The sequence below is a fragment of the Caballeronia sp. TF1N1 genome, from assembly GCF_022878925.1.
In the GTDB taxonomy this organism is placed as follows: Bacteria; Pseudomonadota; Gammaproteobacteria; order Burkholderiales; family Burkholderiaceae; genus Caballeronia.
Map to the genome: position 1 here is coordinate 1,904,718 of NZ_CP084626.1, position 13,729 is coordinate 1,918,446.

General features: G+C 61.0%; 12 protein-coding genes. 4 read left to right on the plus strand and 8 right to left on the minus strand.

What is annotated here, in order from left to right:
* Positions 1 to 39: 39 nt before the first annotated feature.
* The gene (gene lysS, locus LDZ28_RS08825; protein ID WP_244825614.1) at positions 40 to 1,566 is read left to right on the plus strand and encodes a lysine--tRNA ligase; all 1,527 of its coding nucleotides are present in this window, start codon (positions 40 to 42) and stop codon (positions 1,564 to 1,566) included.
* A 52-nt stretch (positions 1,567 to 1,618) separates the two neighbouring features.
* Here the strand turns inward: lysS and LDZ28_RS08830 are convergent, their stop codons facing one another.
* From LDZ28_RS08830 to LDZ28_RS08840, 3 genes are all read right to left on the minus strand, one after another.
* Positions 1,619 to 3,211: an aspartate:alanine exchanger family transporter gene (locus LDZ28_RS08830; RefSeq protein ID WP_244825616.1), complete on the minus strand. Its 1,593-nt coding sequence runs from the start codon at positions 3,209 to 3,211 to the stop codon at positions 1,619 to 1,621.
* Positions 3,212 to 3,278: 67 nt separating this feature from the next.
* Positions 3,279 to 4,457: an acetate/propionate family kinase gene (locus LDZ28_RS08835; RefSeq protein WP_244825618.1), complete on the minus strand. Its 1,179-nt coding sequence runs from the start codon at positions 4,455 to 4,457 to the stop codon at positions 3,279 to 3,281.
* 8 nt (positions 4,458 to 4,465) lie between these two features.
* Positions 4,466 to 5,404 carry a phosphate acetyltransferase gene (locus LDZ28_RS08840; RefSeq protein ID WP_244825620.1) on the minus strand — a complete coding sequence of 313 codons (939 nt, stop codon included), beginning with the start codon at positions 5,402 to 5,404 and terminating at the stop codon, positions 4,466 to 4,468.
* A 795-nt stretch (positions 5,405 to 6,199) separates the two neighbouring features.
* On the opposite strand from LDZ28_RS08840, the gene LDZ28_RS08845 reads away from it, so the two are divergent.
* Positions 6,200 to 6,949, plus strand: coding sequence for a glycine zipper 2TM domain-containing protein (locus LDZ28_RS08845; protein ID WP_244825622.1), 750 nt, complete (start codon positions 6,200 to 6,202; stop codon positions 6,947 to 6,949).
* 146 nt (positions 6,950 to 7,095) lie between these two features.
* On the opposite strand, the gene pssA is transcribed toward LDZ28_RS08845, so the two are convergent.
* The 5 genes from pssA to LDZ28_RS08870 form a co-directional block, all read right to left on the minus strand.
* Positions 7,096 to 7,962 (minus strand): CDP-diacylglycerol--serine O-phosphatidyltransferase, encoded by an 867-nt coding sequence (pssA, locus tag LDZ28_RS08850; protein WP_244825623.1) that lies wholly within the window; start codon positions 7,960 to 7,962, stop codon positions 7,096 to 7,098.
* A gap of 14 nt (positions 7,963 to 7,976) precedes the next feature.
* Positions 7,977 to 8,621: a phosphatidylserine decarboxylase gene (locus LDZ28_RS08855; protein ID WP_244825625.1), complete on the minus strand. Its 645-nt coding sequence runs from the start codon at positions 8,619 to 8,621 to the stop codon at positions 7,977 to 7,979.
* Between the two features lie 213 nt (positions 8,622 to 8,834).
* Positions 8,835 to 9,851, minus strand: coding sequence for a ketol-acid reductoisomerase (gene ilvC / locus LDZ28_RS08860; RefSeq protein ID WP_244825627.1), 1,017 nt, complete (start codon positions 9,849 to 9,851; stop codon positions 8,835 to 8,837).
* Positions 9,852 to 9,912: 61 nt separating this feature from the next.
* Positions 9,913 to 10,404 carry an acetolactate synthase small subunit gene (ilvN, locus tag LDZ28_RS08865; RefSeq protein ID WP_035939651.1) on the minus strand — a complete coding sequence of 164 codons (492 nt, stop codon included), beginning with the start codon at positions 10,402 to 10,404 and terminating at the stop codon, positions 9,913 to 9,915.
* A 107-nt stretch (positions 10,405 to 10,511) separates the two neighbouring features.
* A complete protein-coding gene (locus tag LDZ28_RS08870; protein ID WP_244825629.1) occupies positions 10,512 to 12,275 on the minus strand; it encodes an acetolactate synthase 3 catalytic subunit in 1,764 nt (587 codons plus the stop codon).
* Positions 12,276 to 12,663: 388 nt separating this feature from the next.
* Between LDZ28_RS08870 and LDZ28_RS08875 the strand changes: the two genes are divergently transcribed.
* Together LDZ28_RS08875 and LDZ28_RS08880 are read left to right on the plus strand one after the other, a co-directional pair.
* A complete protein-coding gene (locus tag LDZ28_RS08875) occupies positions 12,664 to 13,227 on the plus strand; it encodes an RNA polymerase sigma factor (RefSeq protein WP_244825631.1) in 564 nt (187 codons plus the stop codon).
* Positions 13,224 to 13,682: a DUF3619 family protein gene (locus LDZ28_RS08880; protein WP_244825633.1), complete on the plus strand. Its 459-nt coding sequence runs from the start codon at positions 13,224 to 13,226 to the stop codon at positions 13,680 to 13,682. Before LDZ28_RS08875 ends, LDZ28_RS08880 begins: the two co-directional genes overlap by 4 nt.
* Positions 13,683 to 13,729: the final 47 nt, after the last annotated feature.

Consider the following 13,729-nt stretch of genomic DNA (forward strand, 5'->3'; position numbering starts at 1 on the left):
TCGCCGCGCCGCATCCCACCGTATCGAAAGCTACACATCATGACCGAACCGACTCAAGCGGGCGCCGCGCCCGAACTGGAAGAAAACCAGATCATCGGCGAGCGTCGCGACAAATTGCGCGCGCTGCGCGAGCAAGGCGTCGCTTATCCGAACGACTTCCGTCCGACGCATCAGGCCGCCGCGCTGCAAGGCGAATTCGCCAATACCGACAAGGAAGCACTCGAAGCCAATCCCCTGCCCGTGGCGCTTGCCGGCCGCATGATGCTCAAGCGCGTGATGGGCAAGGCCAGCTTCGCGACGGTCCAGGACGGCAGCGGCCAGATCCAGTTCTTCATCACGCCCGCCGACGTCGGCGCCGAGACTTACGACGCCTTCAAGAAGTGGGACCTGGGCGATATCGTCGCCGCGCGCGGCGTCCTGTTTCGCACGAACAAGGGCGAACTGTCGGTGCGCTGCACGGAACTGCGCCTGCTTTCGAAGGCGCTGCGTCCGCTGCCCGACAAGTTTCACGGTCTCGCCGATCAGGAAATGCGCTATCGCCAGCGTTATGTCGATCTGATCGTCACGCCGGAGTCGCGCAAGACCTTCATGGCGCGGACCAAGGCGGTCACGTCCATTCGCAATTTCATGGCGCAGGCGAGCTTCATGGAAGTCGAAACGCCAATGCTGCATCCCATTCCGGGCGGCGCGGCCGCCAAGCCTTTCGTTACGCACCACAACGCGCTCGACATGCAGATGTTCCTGCGCATCGCGCCGGAGCTGTATTTGAAGCGGCTGATCGTCGGCGGCTTCGAGCGTGTGTTCGAGATCAATCGTAATTTCCGGAACGAAGGCGTGTCGCCGCGACACAACCCGGAATTCACGATGATGGAGTTCTACGCCGCATACACGGATTATCACTGGCTCATGGACTTCGTCGAGCAACTGATCCGCCAGGCGGCAATCGACTCGCTCGGCACCGCGAGCATCACGTATCAGGGCCGCGAACTCGATTTTTCGAAGCCGTTTCATCGGCTGACGATCAATCAGGCTATTCAAAAATACGCGCCGCAATACACCGACGCGCAACTCGGCGACGCCGCGTTCCTGCGCACGGAATTAAAAAAGTTCGGCGTGGATACGACGCAACCGGCGTTTTTGAATGCGGGCATTGGCGCATTGCAATTGGCGCTTTTCGAAGAGACGGCCGAATCGCAATTGTGGGAGCCGACATATATCGTCGATTATCCAATCGAAGTGTCGCCGCTCGCGCGTGAGTCGGACAGCGTGGCGGGCATTACGGAGCGCTTCGAGTTGTTCATCACGGGCCGCGAGATCGCCAACGGCTTTTCCGAATTGAACGATCCGGAAGATCAGGCCGCGCGCTTTCAGAAGCAAGTCGATCAGAAAGACGCTGGCGACGAAGAAGCCATGTTTTTCGATGCCGACTATATTCGCGCGCTCGAATACGGCATGCCGCCGACAGGCGGCTGCGGAATCGGCATCGACCGGCTGGTGATGTTGCTGACCGACAGCCCGAGCATCCGCGACGTAATTTTGTTCCCGCATCTGCGTCGCGAGGACTGAGCTGAGTGGCGCTGACAGTGATGTCAGCGCTGTCTTGCAGCATCGCTTCTGATCAATGCCCCATCAACACGGCGGCAATCTGCGCGAACAGAATTTTCAGAATGGTCATCGACGGGAAAATCATGGCATAGCCGATATCCGGTTTATCGGTTGGCGTCACGCGATTGGCAAACGCGAGAATGGCGGGATTTCCCGTAGCGCCGCTGAGAACGCCAATGGTGGTATCGAACGGCAGCTTGAAAATAACCAAGCAGAAAAACGCCGTCACGAGCACTAACGCAATTAGAATCACCGCGCCGTAAAGCAGGAGCGAAACACCCGTCGCTCCTACTTCCGCAAAGAATTTAGGTCCGGAAGCAATCCCGACTTGTGCCAGAAAAATGGTCAACCCGAAGTTCCGCAGAACCAGATTCGCCGACAATGGCACGCTCCAGATAAATGGCCCCGAGCGACGAATCTTCCCAAGATAAAGCGCGGTCAAAAGCAGCGCCGCAAGCCCGAGCGTCAGTTTTCCCACGCCGGGCACGGGAATCGGAATCATGCCGATGAGCAGGCCAATCGCGGCGCCAACGCCAATTGAGATGAAGCTGAGTTCGGCCGTCCCTTTGATCGAGTCGCCGAACAGTTTGCGAACCGCTTTGGCATGCGTCCGATTCACCAGCAACCCGACCCTGTCTCCGGATTCCAGAATCAGATCGACGTGAGGCAACATGTCGGCGTCGCCTCTGCGCACATGAGCAATCGAGCAGACGACGCCATCGGGAAATCGAATGTCCCCAATGCGCTGCCCGGTCATGACCCGGCTCGATACGAACACGCGCAGGTAATCCAGATCTTCCCGATGCCGCGTGATCCTGCCCGGTTGAACCTCGCCGATGAGTGTGGCCGCCTCCTCCAGCGCGGCCGGCTCCAATGCCGTTGCCAGCAGGACATCGCCGGTTTGCAGAACGAAATCCGCGGTCGGCAGCCGGTTGCGATGCGCGCGGCGAACGGCGGCAATGGTCACGCCATCCGGCAACTCCGCATGAAGTTCGACTGCGCTGAGACCGACGAGCGCGGGATTTTGCAGGGCGATCTCCGCCGTCTCGATGTTGCTTTCGGGCGGCGCCTCGATCTTCACTTTGAGCAACGCGCCGAGGGCGTAGATCATCAGTATCGGACCGGCGACGCCGAATGGATAAGTCACGCTGTAGCCCACGGCGGCGCCATCGCTATGCAAGGTTGAGATCACGGCTTGCAACGTCGCCGTACTGGTTCCCGAGCCCGCGAACAAGCCGAGCGTTTCGTCGAGCCTCAGACCGAACGCCGGCACCAGCGAAAGCGACACGAAACCCGCCGCGACGACGCCAAGCGCCGCTGCCGCGTTGGCCCGCAATCCTTCCGCGCTCGTCAATCCCTTGAAGAAATGCGCGCCGTACTGAATGCCGATGCCGTACAGAAACAGCAACAAGCCGAGCGTGCCGAGCAGCGCGGGCGGCAAGGCTTTCGGCGCGAATCCGCCGATTGCCAAGCCGACGAAAAGCACGGCCCCCGATCCGAGCGAGACGCCTTTGAGGCTGATCTCGCCAATCACATAGCCGAGCGCGATCGTGAGGAACAATGTGAAGAGCGGCTGAGCTTCGAGCAGCGTCCTGATTGCGTTCATAACGTCCTCTTGTCGATGTCAGCCGCGCCACGCATCGTCTTTCCGCTGGCAATGCGCCCGCCGACGTTCAACTTCCCAGCAGCCTTAACGCGTGACGGGCAATCATCAATTCTTCGTTCGTCGGGATGACACAGACATCGACTGCGCTCGTCGAATCGTCGATGCGCCGTTCGTGGCGTGCATTGGCCGCGTCGTCGAGCGATACGCCGAGCCATGCCGCCGCGCGCCCCACGCGCTCGCGCACGGGCGCCGCACGTTCGCCGATGCCGCCGGTGAACACGAGCGCATCGAGCCCGCCGAGCGCGGCCGCAAGCGAGCCGAGTTCGCGCGAGATTCGATAGCAAAACAGATCGACCGCTTCGGCGGCAGCGGGGGCATCGCTCGCGAGCAGCGTGCGCATATCGCTGGAAATACCCGACACGCCGAGCAGACCGGAGCGCTTGTAGAGCAGCGTCTCGATGGCATGGGCGTCCATGTGCGCTTCCTGCATCATCCACAGCAGCACGCCAGGATCGATGCTCCCGCAGCGCGTGCCCATGACGAGCCCTTCGACGGCCGTGAAGCCCATCGTATTGGCGACGCTCTTGCCTCGATCGAGCGCCGTCATGCTCGCGCCGTTGCCAAGATGAAGCACCACGCTCTTGCCATTGGCGGCCTTCGCGCTGTATTGCGGCAGAACGCTCGCGATGTACTCGTACGACAGCCCGTGAAACCCGTAGCGCCGCACGCCGCGTTGCGTGATCTCGGGCGGCAGCGCGAAGCGCGTTGCCGCTGCGGGCTGCGTATGGTGGAAGGCCGTATCGAAACATGCGATTTGTGGCACCTGCGGATTGCGCGCTCGTATCGCGCGGATCGCTGCGAGGTTATGCGGCTGATGAAGCGGTGCGAGCGGAACGAGCGCTTCCAGTTGCGCGAGCACGTCCGTATCGACGCGCACCGGCGCTGCAAATCGTTCACCGCCATGCACCACACGATGACCCACGGCAAGCAGTTTCGCGCCGGAAGAGCGTTCACGCAGCCAGTTCAGCAAGAACGTGATCGCATTGTCGTGCCCGAGTTGTTCGCCTTCGGGCCAATGCTTTTCGTCGATGAGTTCGCCGTTCGGCCGCCTGGCCTCGAAGTACGGCTTGCCGTAGATCTCTTCGAGCTTGCCGCCGGCGACAGGATCGAGGCTGCCTTCCATCTCGACGTATGCATGAAACTTGATGCTGGACGACCCCGCGTTGATGACCAGAACGACGTCCATACATCCCTCTAGACGATCGCGGCTGAAGGATTCTCGCGCCGCGCGAGTGCCACGAGCGAGGCCACCGCGCATGATGCGAGCCGCGTCATGATCGAATCCGCACGGCTCGTCAGGATGATCGGCACCTTCGCGCCCAGCACGATGCCCGCTGCATCCGCGCCGGCGAGAAACGACAGGCTTTTTGCCAGCAGGTTTCCGGATTCGAGGTCCGGCACGACGAGCACGTTCGCGCGCCCCGCCACCGGTGATTCGATCCCCTTGATCCTTGCGGCTTCCTCGCTGATTGCGTTGTCGAGCGCGAGCGGGCCGTCGAGAATGCCGCCCGTGATCTGTTGTCGATCGGCCATCTTGCAGAGCGCGGCGGCATCTAGCGTCGAGGGCACCTTCGAATTCACGGTTTCCATCGCGGAAAGAATCGCTACCCGCGTCTCGGCAATGCGCAATGCGTGAGCGAGATCGATGGCGTTCTGCACGATGTCGCGCTTCTGGTCGAGCGTCGGTGAGATGTTGACGGCGGCGTCGGTGATGATCAGGGCGTTTTCGCGGCCGGGAACATCCATCACGAAACAGTGGCTCACGCGCCGCCCGGTGCGCAAGCCGTTACGCGTGACCACCGCGCCCATCAGTTCGTCGGTGTGCAGCGAGCCTTTCATCAGCGCTTCCGCGCGCCCTTCATGCACGAGCTGCACCGCGACTTCCGCCGCCGCGTGGCTGTGCGGAACGTCGACGATGGGTAGATCGCCGAGATCGAGATTGCACTCGCTGGCGACCGCTTCGAGTTTGCTGCGCGAGGCCACGAGAATCGGCGCGACGAGCCCGAGCCGCGCCGCTTCGATGATGGAAGACAGAGAGTCGTGGTCGCATGGATGAGCGACCGCGGTCGGCAGCGGCGGCAAAGTGCTGGCGAAAGCGAGCAGCCGCTCGTATTTTTCGCGTTTGAATTCCATTTCAAGCCCTCGATTGGCGTGAACTGCTGGCGCTTGGCGATGCACGATGAGTCGAGCACCGGCATCGATGCGCGTCGTGTGACTGCTTCGCGCCGCTGCCACGTTCGATCGTGCTGCCGCTTCTCACCGTGCCGGATCGTGGCCACGGAGCGTCTCTCTGTGCGGGTCTCGTAATCGACGGGAGGCATCGATCCTCGCGTCTGCCTTCGCGCGGCTGGGTCAGCATACGCTGCGCGAATTCGCCGGAACACACTCGGTTAGAGAACGGCCGACGCGCATCTCTGAAACGATCAGCATGGCGAATAAACGCGAAACGGCATCGACGATTGGTTATGTCGATGGGGCTTCTTGCGTCGTTATGTTGCGAGCGATTTAGCGTTTTGCCGGGCGGTTACGGCAATGGCATTCCACGCGTTACGCGAAGACTTTCTCTTTGTGTGATGCGCAACGCGGGAACAAGAGACCGTTCAAGAAGTGGCGGCGCCTACGCGCGAGGAGCGCCCCGCTGACGATCAGCTTATTTCCAGCCGTTTTTGCCCGAGGCATCATCTTTTTGTAACTACTGGTAAAGGTCGAGCGGGTCTTGGTCGCGTCAAATCGCCTTCGGATAGGGCAGATCACGTTTGGCATTATTTGTGCTTTCCACTTTGTGCCTAGCGGTCGAGCATTTGTTACAACCGCTTAAGCACAAAATCCGGGTTTCCCCGAGAATCGTATTGCACAGAAGGCATCGGCAGTATGCCGCTTATAGTCAGCGCATCTGCGCTTCCAAAGCCTCGGTACGGAGGTCCAAAAATGGATAACGGGAACAGTAAATTTACGCCGGCCACTTCGCCCTCGACAGGCAATGGTCAACCGCCACAACGGCGTCTGCATCCGCTCATCGCCACGGCGGCGGGCGCGGTGATCGTCGCGAGTCTCGTGGCCACGGCTGCGATGACGGGAATCTTCCCGCGCGCATCGAGCAATTCGGCGGATACGGCGCAGACGCAGGCGGCAGCCGTCGCGCAGCAGCAACCCAGCGCTGCGCAACAAGCCGCACAGCAGCAAGCGGCGCAACAAGCACAACAGCAGGCAGCGCAGCAACAAGCCGCTCAACAGCAAGCCGCGGAACAAGCCGCGCAGCAACGGGCGGCCCAGCAGCAAGCTCAGCAACAGCCGCCTGTTCAGCAACCGTCGTATGCACAACAGCCTCCCGCGCATCCGGCTTATTGCTCGACCTGCGGGACGGTTGAAGCGATCTCCGCCGTTCGTCAGGAAGGACACGGTACCGGCATCGGTGCGGTGGGCGGCGCGGTGGCGGGTGGCGTTGTCGGCAACCAGTTCGGCCGTGGTGGCGGACGTACCGCAATGACGCTCCTGGGCGCGCTTGGCGGCGGTCTGGCAGGCAATTCGGTCGAGAAACACGTTCGCAGCGAGACGGACTATTCGGTGCGCGTGCGGATGGAAAACGGCAAGACGCGCTACTTCACGTATAAGCAGCAACCGCCGTTCGGCGAAGGTCAACGCGTACGTGTGCAGAACGGCACGTTAGTGGCGGGTTGAGCCGTCCGCGAACACCTGCACTAGTCGCGTCGACTCGCGACAATATCCGCGCGCGCTGTTTGTCCTTGGACACTGTCGGTAAGCAAAAAGGCGGCGATCTTTCAAATCGCCGCCTTTGCTTTTTCTCACGATGACAGTGATGCCCCTCAACCATCCCGCTGCGAGCTACGCGCCGGGTTCGGCCGCCCGCGTATCGCCATATAGCCCCACCAGACGTAGCCCGAAAAGCCGTACAGAACGAAGAGGCAAAACAGCATGACCGGCGGATCGGACGACACCAACACGAACGCCACCACGACGAGCAACACGCCCGCGAATGGCACGCGATACCGCACATCCAGCGCCTTGCCGCTGTAGAACGGCGCGTTCGATACCATCGTCACGCCCGCATAGACGGTGAGTGCAAAAGCCACCCACGGCAGCCACACGAGCTTGAGCGGCACGCGGTTATCGGTCGCGAGCCACACGAAGCCCGCGATCAACGCAGCCGCGGCCGGACTCGGCAAGCCCTGGAAATAGCGCTTGTCGACCACGCCCACGTTCGTATTGAAGCGCGCAAGCCGCAACGCCGCGCCGGAGCAATACACGAAGGCCGCGAGCCAGCCCCAACGGCCGAGATCCTTCAAAACCCATTCATACATGACGAGCGCCGGCGCGACCCCGAACGACACCATGTCCGAAAGACTGTCGAACTGCTCGCCGAACGCGCTCTGCGTGTGCGTCATGCGCGCGACGCGTCCGTCCATGCCATCGAGCACCATCGCGACGAAAATAGCGATGGCCGCGATCTCGAAGCGAACGTTCATCGCCTGGACGACAGCGAAGAAGCCGCAAAAGAGCGCCGCCGTGGTGAACGCGTTAGGCAGGAGATAAATGCCGCGTTTGCGCAGGAACTGCTGCCGCTTGGCGCGCCGCGTTTCCACGGCGCCGACGTCCTGCGCGGCCTTGTTGCGCCGGAAGGCACGCGGAGTCGCGCCGTTCATACGGTTACGGCGCGGTTTGAATGCCGCCATCGAAACCCCCGGCGTTATTCCGCGAACTCGGCGAGGATCGTCGACGATGCGGACACTTTCTCGCCAATCGAGACACGCGGACGGCTACCAATCGGCAGATACACGTCGACGCGCGAACCGAAACGAATGAAGCCATAGCGCTGACCGCGCGTGAGCGGCTCGCCCACATGCACGTAGCAGAGAATACGTCGTGCGATGAGGCCCGCGATCTGCACCGACGTCACGGTATGACCGCTCGCCGTCTGCAAGACGATGGCATTGCGCTCGTTCTCCGTCGATGCCTTCTCGACCGCCGCATTCAGATACGCGCCCGGGAAGTACTGAACCTTGCTGATGGCGCCATCGACCGGCGAACGCTGCGAATGCACGTTGAAAACGTTCATGAACACGCTAATCTTGAGCGCCTCACGGCCCGCATACGGATCATGCGCAGTTTCGACCGCGACAATGCGCCCGTCGGCCGGACACAGCACGGCGTTGGCCTGCGCGGGAATGGGACGCGGCGGATCGCGAAAAAACTGGACGACGAAGATCACGATCAGCCAGAAAATCCAGGCGAAGCCGAAGCCGCCGAGCGCCTGCACGAGAATCGCAACGACGGCCGCGATGGCGATGAACGGCCAGCCTTCGCGGGCAATGATCGGATGAGGATAGTTCATGAACGAGTTTGATGTTTTATTAAAACCGTAGGATAGCAAAAGCCGCCCGGAGCACAGGGCATCCGGACGGCTTTAGTTTCAGCAAGAAACGTGCTGCAAACATCGATCTCCACGCATGCGAAGAAAATGGCGCAAGCAGCAGGCCCCTTGGAAACGCGGTCTATCTCCACGCAAACGGAGAAGGGGCAAGTTACGAACCCCTCGAAGCGAGACTTAATTCTTCGACTGATCGACCAGCTTGTTCTTCGCGATCCACGGCATCATGGCGCGCAGCTTCTCGCCGACCTGCTCGATCTGATGCTCGGCCGTCAGACGGCGACGCGATTGCAGCGTCGGCGCGCCAGCGCGGTTTTCGATGATGAAGCTCTTCGCGTATTCGCCGGTCTGGATGTCTTTCAGCACGGCCTTCATCGCCTTCTTCGTCTCTTCCGTGACGATGCGCGGACCCGTCACGTACTCGCCATACTCGGCGTTGTTCGAGATCGAGTAGTTCATGTTGGCGATACCGCCTTCATAGATCAGGTCGACGATCAGCTTCAGCTCGTGCAGGCACTCGAAGTACGCCATTTCCGGCGCGTAGCCCGCTTCCACCAGCGTTTCGAAGCCAGCCTTGATCAGGTCCACCGTGCCGCCGCACAGCACGGCCTGCTCGCCGAACAGGTCGGTTTCGGTTTCTTCGCGGAAGTTCGTTTCGATGATGCCGGCACGTCCGCCGCCGTTGGCCGCCGCATACGACAGCGCCACGTCGCGGGCCGAACCCGACTTGTCTTGTGCCACCGCGATCAGGTGCGGCACGCCGCCGCCTTGCTGGTACGTGTTGCGCACCGTGTGGCCCGGCGCCTTCGGCGCGATCATGATGACGTCCAGATCCGCGCGCGGGATCACCTGGCCGTAATGCACGTTGAAGCCGTGCGCGAACGCCAGCGCCGCGCCTTCCTTGGCATTGGCATGGACTTCGTTCTTGTAGACTTCGGCGATCTGTTCGTCGGGCAGCAGCATCATGACGACATCCGCGCCCTTCACGGCTTCGGCCACTTCCTTGACCTTGAGGCCCGCGTTCTCGGCCTTGCTCCACGAAGCACCGCCTTTACGCAGGCCGACCGTCACGTTCACGCCGCTTTCCTTCAGGTTCAGCGCGTGCGCATGGCCTTGCGAGCCATAACCGATGATGGTGACTTGCTTGCCCTTGATGAGGGAGAGGTCGGCGTCTTTGTCGTAGAAAACTTTCATGGTGGTTCCTTGAGGTCTGTCTCCGCGCAGGCAGAGAAAACTAGTCGAAATGAGTGTAGGTTTAAACCTTCAGAATGCGCTCGCCCCGGCCGATGCCGGAACTGCCCGTGCGAACCGTTTCCAGAATGGCCGTGGCGTCGAGCCCCTGAATGAACGCGTCGAGTTTGTCGGATGCGCCCGTCAGTTCCATCGTGTAGGTCTTTTCGGTCACGTCGATGATGCGGCCACGGAAGATATCCGCCATGCGCTTCATCTCTTCGCGTTCCTTGCCGACCGCTCTTACCTTGATGAGCATCAGCTCGCGCTCGATGTGGGCGCCCTCTGTCAGGTCGACCACTTTCACCACCTCGATCAGGCGGTTCAAGTGCTTCGTGATCTGTTCGATCACGTCGTCCGAGCCAATCGAGACGATGGTCAGCCGCGACAGCGAACTGTCTTCGGTCGGCGCCACCGTCAGCGTTTCAATGTTGTAGCCGCGCGCGGAAAAGAGCCCGACGACACGCGATAACGCGCCCGGTTCGTTTTCCAGCAGTACGGAGATGATGTGTTTCATGTCTTTTCCCGAGGTTTATCCAGTTGGCGTCTGCTTCGAAAAACCCGTGCGCGGCGCTCGTCCTTTGTGAAGACGGGTGCGCCCGGGCCTCGCGAGTCAAAGCCGCGTTATAGATCTTCCGAGCCGAGCAGCATTTCCGTGATGCCCTTGCCTGCTTGCACCATGGGAAATACGTTTTCGGTGGGATCGGTCTGGAAGTCGAGAAATACGGTGCGATCTTTCAGGCGCAGCGCTTCCTTCAGCGCCGGCTCGACGTCCGCGGTCTTTTCGACGCGAATGCCGACATGCCCATACGCTTCGGCGAGCTTCACGAAGTCAGGCAGCGCGTCCATGTAGGAACTGGAATAGCGCTTCTTGTATTCGATCTGCTGCCACTGGCGCACCATGCCGAGATAGCGGTTGTTGAGCGAGATGATCTTGACGGGCGTGTTGTATTGCTTGCACGTCGAGAGCTCCTGAATGCACATCTGGATGGAGCCTTCGCCCGTGATGCAGACCACTTCCTCGTCGGGAAAGGCCATCTTCACGCCCATGGCTGCCGGCAAGCCGAAGCCCATGGTGCCGAGACCGCCCGAGTTGATCCAGCGGCGCGGCTTGTTGAACGGATAGAACTGCGCGGCCCACATCTGATGCTGGCCGACATCCGAACAGACGAAGGCGTTGCCGTCGGTCAATTCATGCAGCTTCTGGACGACATATTGCGGCTTGATGATCTCGCTTTTGCGGTCGTAAGCGAGGCAGTCTTTCGAGCGCCAGCCTTCGATCTGGTCCCACCAAGACTTGAGCGCCTGCGTGTCCGGGCCGTGTTCCGCCGTCTGCAACTGCTCGATCAACTCCTTCAGCACTTCCTTCACGTCGCCGACGATGGGAATGTCCACCTTCACGCGCTTGGAAATGGACGAAGGATCGATGTCGATGTGGATGATCTTGCGCGGCGACGATGCGAAGTGCGCCGGGTCGCCGATCACGCGGTCGTCGAAGCGCGCGCCAATGGCGATCAGCACGTCGCAGTTCTGCATGGCCATGTTGGCTTCGTACGTGCCATGCATGCCGAGCATGCCGAGGAATTTCTTGTCGCTCGCGCGGTAACCGCCCAGACCCATCAGCGTGTTGGTGACCGGATAACCCAGCAAATCGGCGAATTGGTTCAGCTCGCGCGATGCATCCGCGAGAATGATGCCGCCGCCGGTATAGATGTACGGGCGCTTGGCCGAAAGCAGCAGTTGCACCGCCTTGCGGATCTGGCCGGAGTGGCCCTTCGTCACCGGGTTATACGAACGCAGCGACACGCTCTTCAGCGGTTCGTACTTGCACGGCGCCTTCGACACGTCCTTCGGAATGTCGATCAGCACCGGACCGGGGCGACCCGTGCGAGCAATGTAGAACGCTTTCTTGACGGTGGCGGCGAGATCGCGCACGTCCTTCACGAGGAAGTTGTGCTTGACGCAGGGCCGCGTGATGCCGACGGTGTCGCACTCCTGGAACGCGTCGAGGCCGATGGCCGCAGTCGGAACCTGCCCGCTGATGATGACGAGCGGAATGGAATCCATATAGGCCGTGGCAATACCCGTCACCGCATTGGTGACGCCGGGGCCGGAAGTCACGAGGCACACGCCCACGTTGCCGGTCGAGCGCGCATAGGCGTCGGCGGCGTGTACGGCGGCCTGTTCGTGGCGCACGAGAATGTGCTGGATCTGGTCCTGCTTGTACAGCTCGTCGTAGATGTAGAGTACCGAGCCGCCGGGATAGCCCCAAATGAACTCGACCTTCTCGTCAGCGAGCGCGCGCATGAGCACGGTGCCGCCGATGGAGTCAGCTTCGTGAGGGGGAGTCGTATCCGACGTGGAGAATTCCGCGCTGGGCATGTTCATTCATCACCTTTCGAATTTTCGGCAAAAAATTGATCGGGTGCTCTCTGCCGGGCTTGTGGCTCGGGTTCAAGCGGCGCGTCTTGAATTGACTGGCGTGCTTCTTGGGCTCGCCTCAAAGCAGACATTTCACTTTATGATGCGAGTCGGAAAATGTAGCCCGACGCGCGCAACGGGTCAAGAAAAAAGTTTCGGAAATCTCCGATCCGACGCGTTTCGGAAAAAGCTCAGATTTAGCACAACGTTTGACGCTTGGAGCAGCGAGTACGTAAATCGGGCAACAAATCGTCCCAAATCCTCCCGGCGTGGCGAAAATTTGCTAGCATCCGCAGGTTTTCCTAGAACCCACGATCCCTTTCGACGCAAATTCGTTGCGCCGGGCTCCCAACGGATGGCATCAGACAAGGAACTTGCCGATTTCCTGGCGGGCGTCGAACGACGCGCGTTCAAACAGACCGTGTACACCGTCCGCGACGACGACGCGGCGCTGGACATCGTGCAGGACGCCATGATCAAACTGGCGGAAAAATACGGTGACAAGCCGCCTTCCGAGCTTCCGCTGCTTTTCCAGCGTATCCTCCAGAATGCGACGCACGACTATTTCCGTCGCCAGAAGGTGCGGAACACGTGGGTCAGCCTCTTTTCGTCCTTCGGAAACGCGGACGACGACGAGTTCGACCCGCTCGAATCCTTCGAATCGCAAGACGGCGCACTCGGCAGCGAGAGCAGCGAGAACAAACTGGAACGCGAACAGGTACTCAACCTGATCGACGCGGAAATCCAGAAATTGCCGGCACGTCAACGAGAAGCCTTTCTCATGCGTTACTGGGAAGATATGGATGTCGCAGAGACGGCCGCCGCCATGGGCTGCTCCGAGGGCAGCGTCAAAACGCATTGTTCACGCGCCACGCACGCCCTCGCGCACGCCCTGAAAGCCAAAGGGATCACGCTATGAGTTCCGTTCTTGATTCAAAGGAAAACGAGTTCGCGCTGAAGGTAGTTCGCGCGCTGGACGAAAGTACATCGACTATTCCGGCCGCCGCGGTCGATCGGCTCGCCGAGGCGCGCCGGGCTGCTATCGCGCGCAAAAAGCCGGAGAAGGTCGCCATGACCGCGCCCGCGTTCACGCCGGCTTTGGCCGGAGCAGGCGCGAGCCTCTCGGCGGGCGGCGCGGGGCACGACGGCTCCGAGACGCGAGGGCCGAAGGGCCTGTTCGCGCGGCTCGGCGGCTTCGGCCTCGTGTGGCCGGTGTGCGCGCTGGCTATCGGTCTGGCTGGCATCGCTTACTGGGAAGATCAGGAGCGCCGTGCCGAACTCGCCGACATCGACGCGGCCATGCTCTCCGACAGCTTGCCGCTCGACGCCTATCTCGACCACGGCTTCAACGCATATTTGACGCGTAATCACTGACGCGTATTGTCGAATCTTTCAACTGACATCAGACCTGGCGGGGAGTT

Bases quoted from the DNA above. Each gene is read 5' to 3' on its own strand.
- lysS (WP_244825614.1), top strand. From the start codon at position 40: ATGACCGAACCGACTCAAGCGGGCGCCGCGCCCGAACTGGAAGAAAAC.
- LDZ28_RS08830 (WP_244825616.1), bottom strand. From the start codon at position 3,211: ATGAACGCAATCAGGACGCTGCTCGAAGCTCAGCCGCTCTTCACATTG.
- LDZ28_RS08835 (WP_244825618.1), bottom strand. From the start codon at position 4,457: ATGGACGTCGTTCTGGTCATCAACGCGGGGTCGTCCAGCATCAAGTTT.
- LDZ28_RS08840 (WP_244825620.1), bottom strand. From the start codon at position 5,404: ATGGAATTCAAACGCGAAAAATACGAGCGGCTGCTCGCTTTCGCCAGC.
- LDZ28_RS08845 (WP_244825622.1), top strand. From the start codon at position 6,200: ATGGATAACGGGAACAGTAAATTTACGCCGGCCACTTCGCCCTCGACA.
- pssA (WP_244825623.1), bottom strand. From the start codon at position 7,962: ATGGCGGCATTCAAACCGCGCCGTAACCGTATGAACGGCGCGACTCCG.
- LDZ28_RS08855 (WP_244825625.1), bottom strand. From the start codon at position 8,621: ATGAACTATCCTCATCCGATCATTGCCCGCGAAGGCTGGCCGTTCATC.
- ilvC (WP_244825627.1), bottom strand. From the start codon at position 9,851: ATGAAAGTTTTCTACGACAAAGACGCCGACCTCTCCCTCATCAAGGGC.
- ilvN (WP_035939651.1), bottom strand. From the start codon at position 10,404: ATGAAACACATCATCTCCGTACTGCTGGAAAACGAACCGGGCGCGTTA.
- LDZ28_RS08870 (WP_244825629.1), bottom strand. From the start codon at position 12,275: ATGAACATGCCCAGCGCGGAATTCTCCACGTCGGATACGACTCCCCCT.
- LDZ28_RS08875 (WP_244825631.1), top strand. From the start codon at position 12,664: ATGGCATCAGACAAGGAACTTGCCGATTTCCTGGCGGGCGTCGAACGA.
- LDZ28_RS08880 (WP_244825633.1), top strand. From the start codon at position 13,224: ATGAGTTCCGTTCTTGATTCAAAGGAAAACGAGTTCGCGCTGAAGGTA.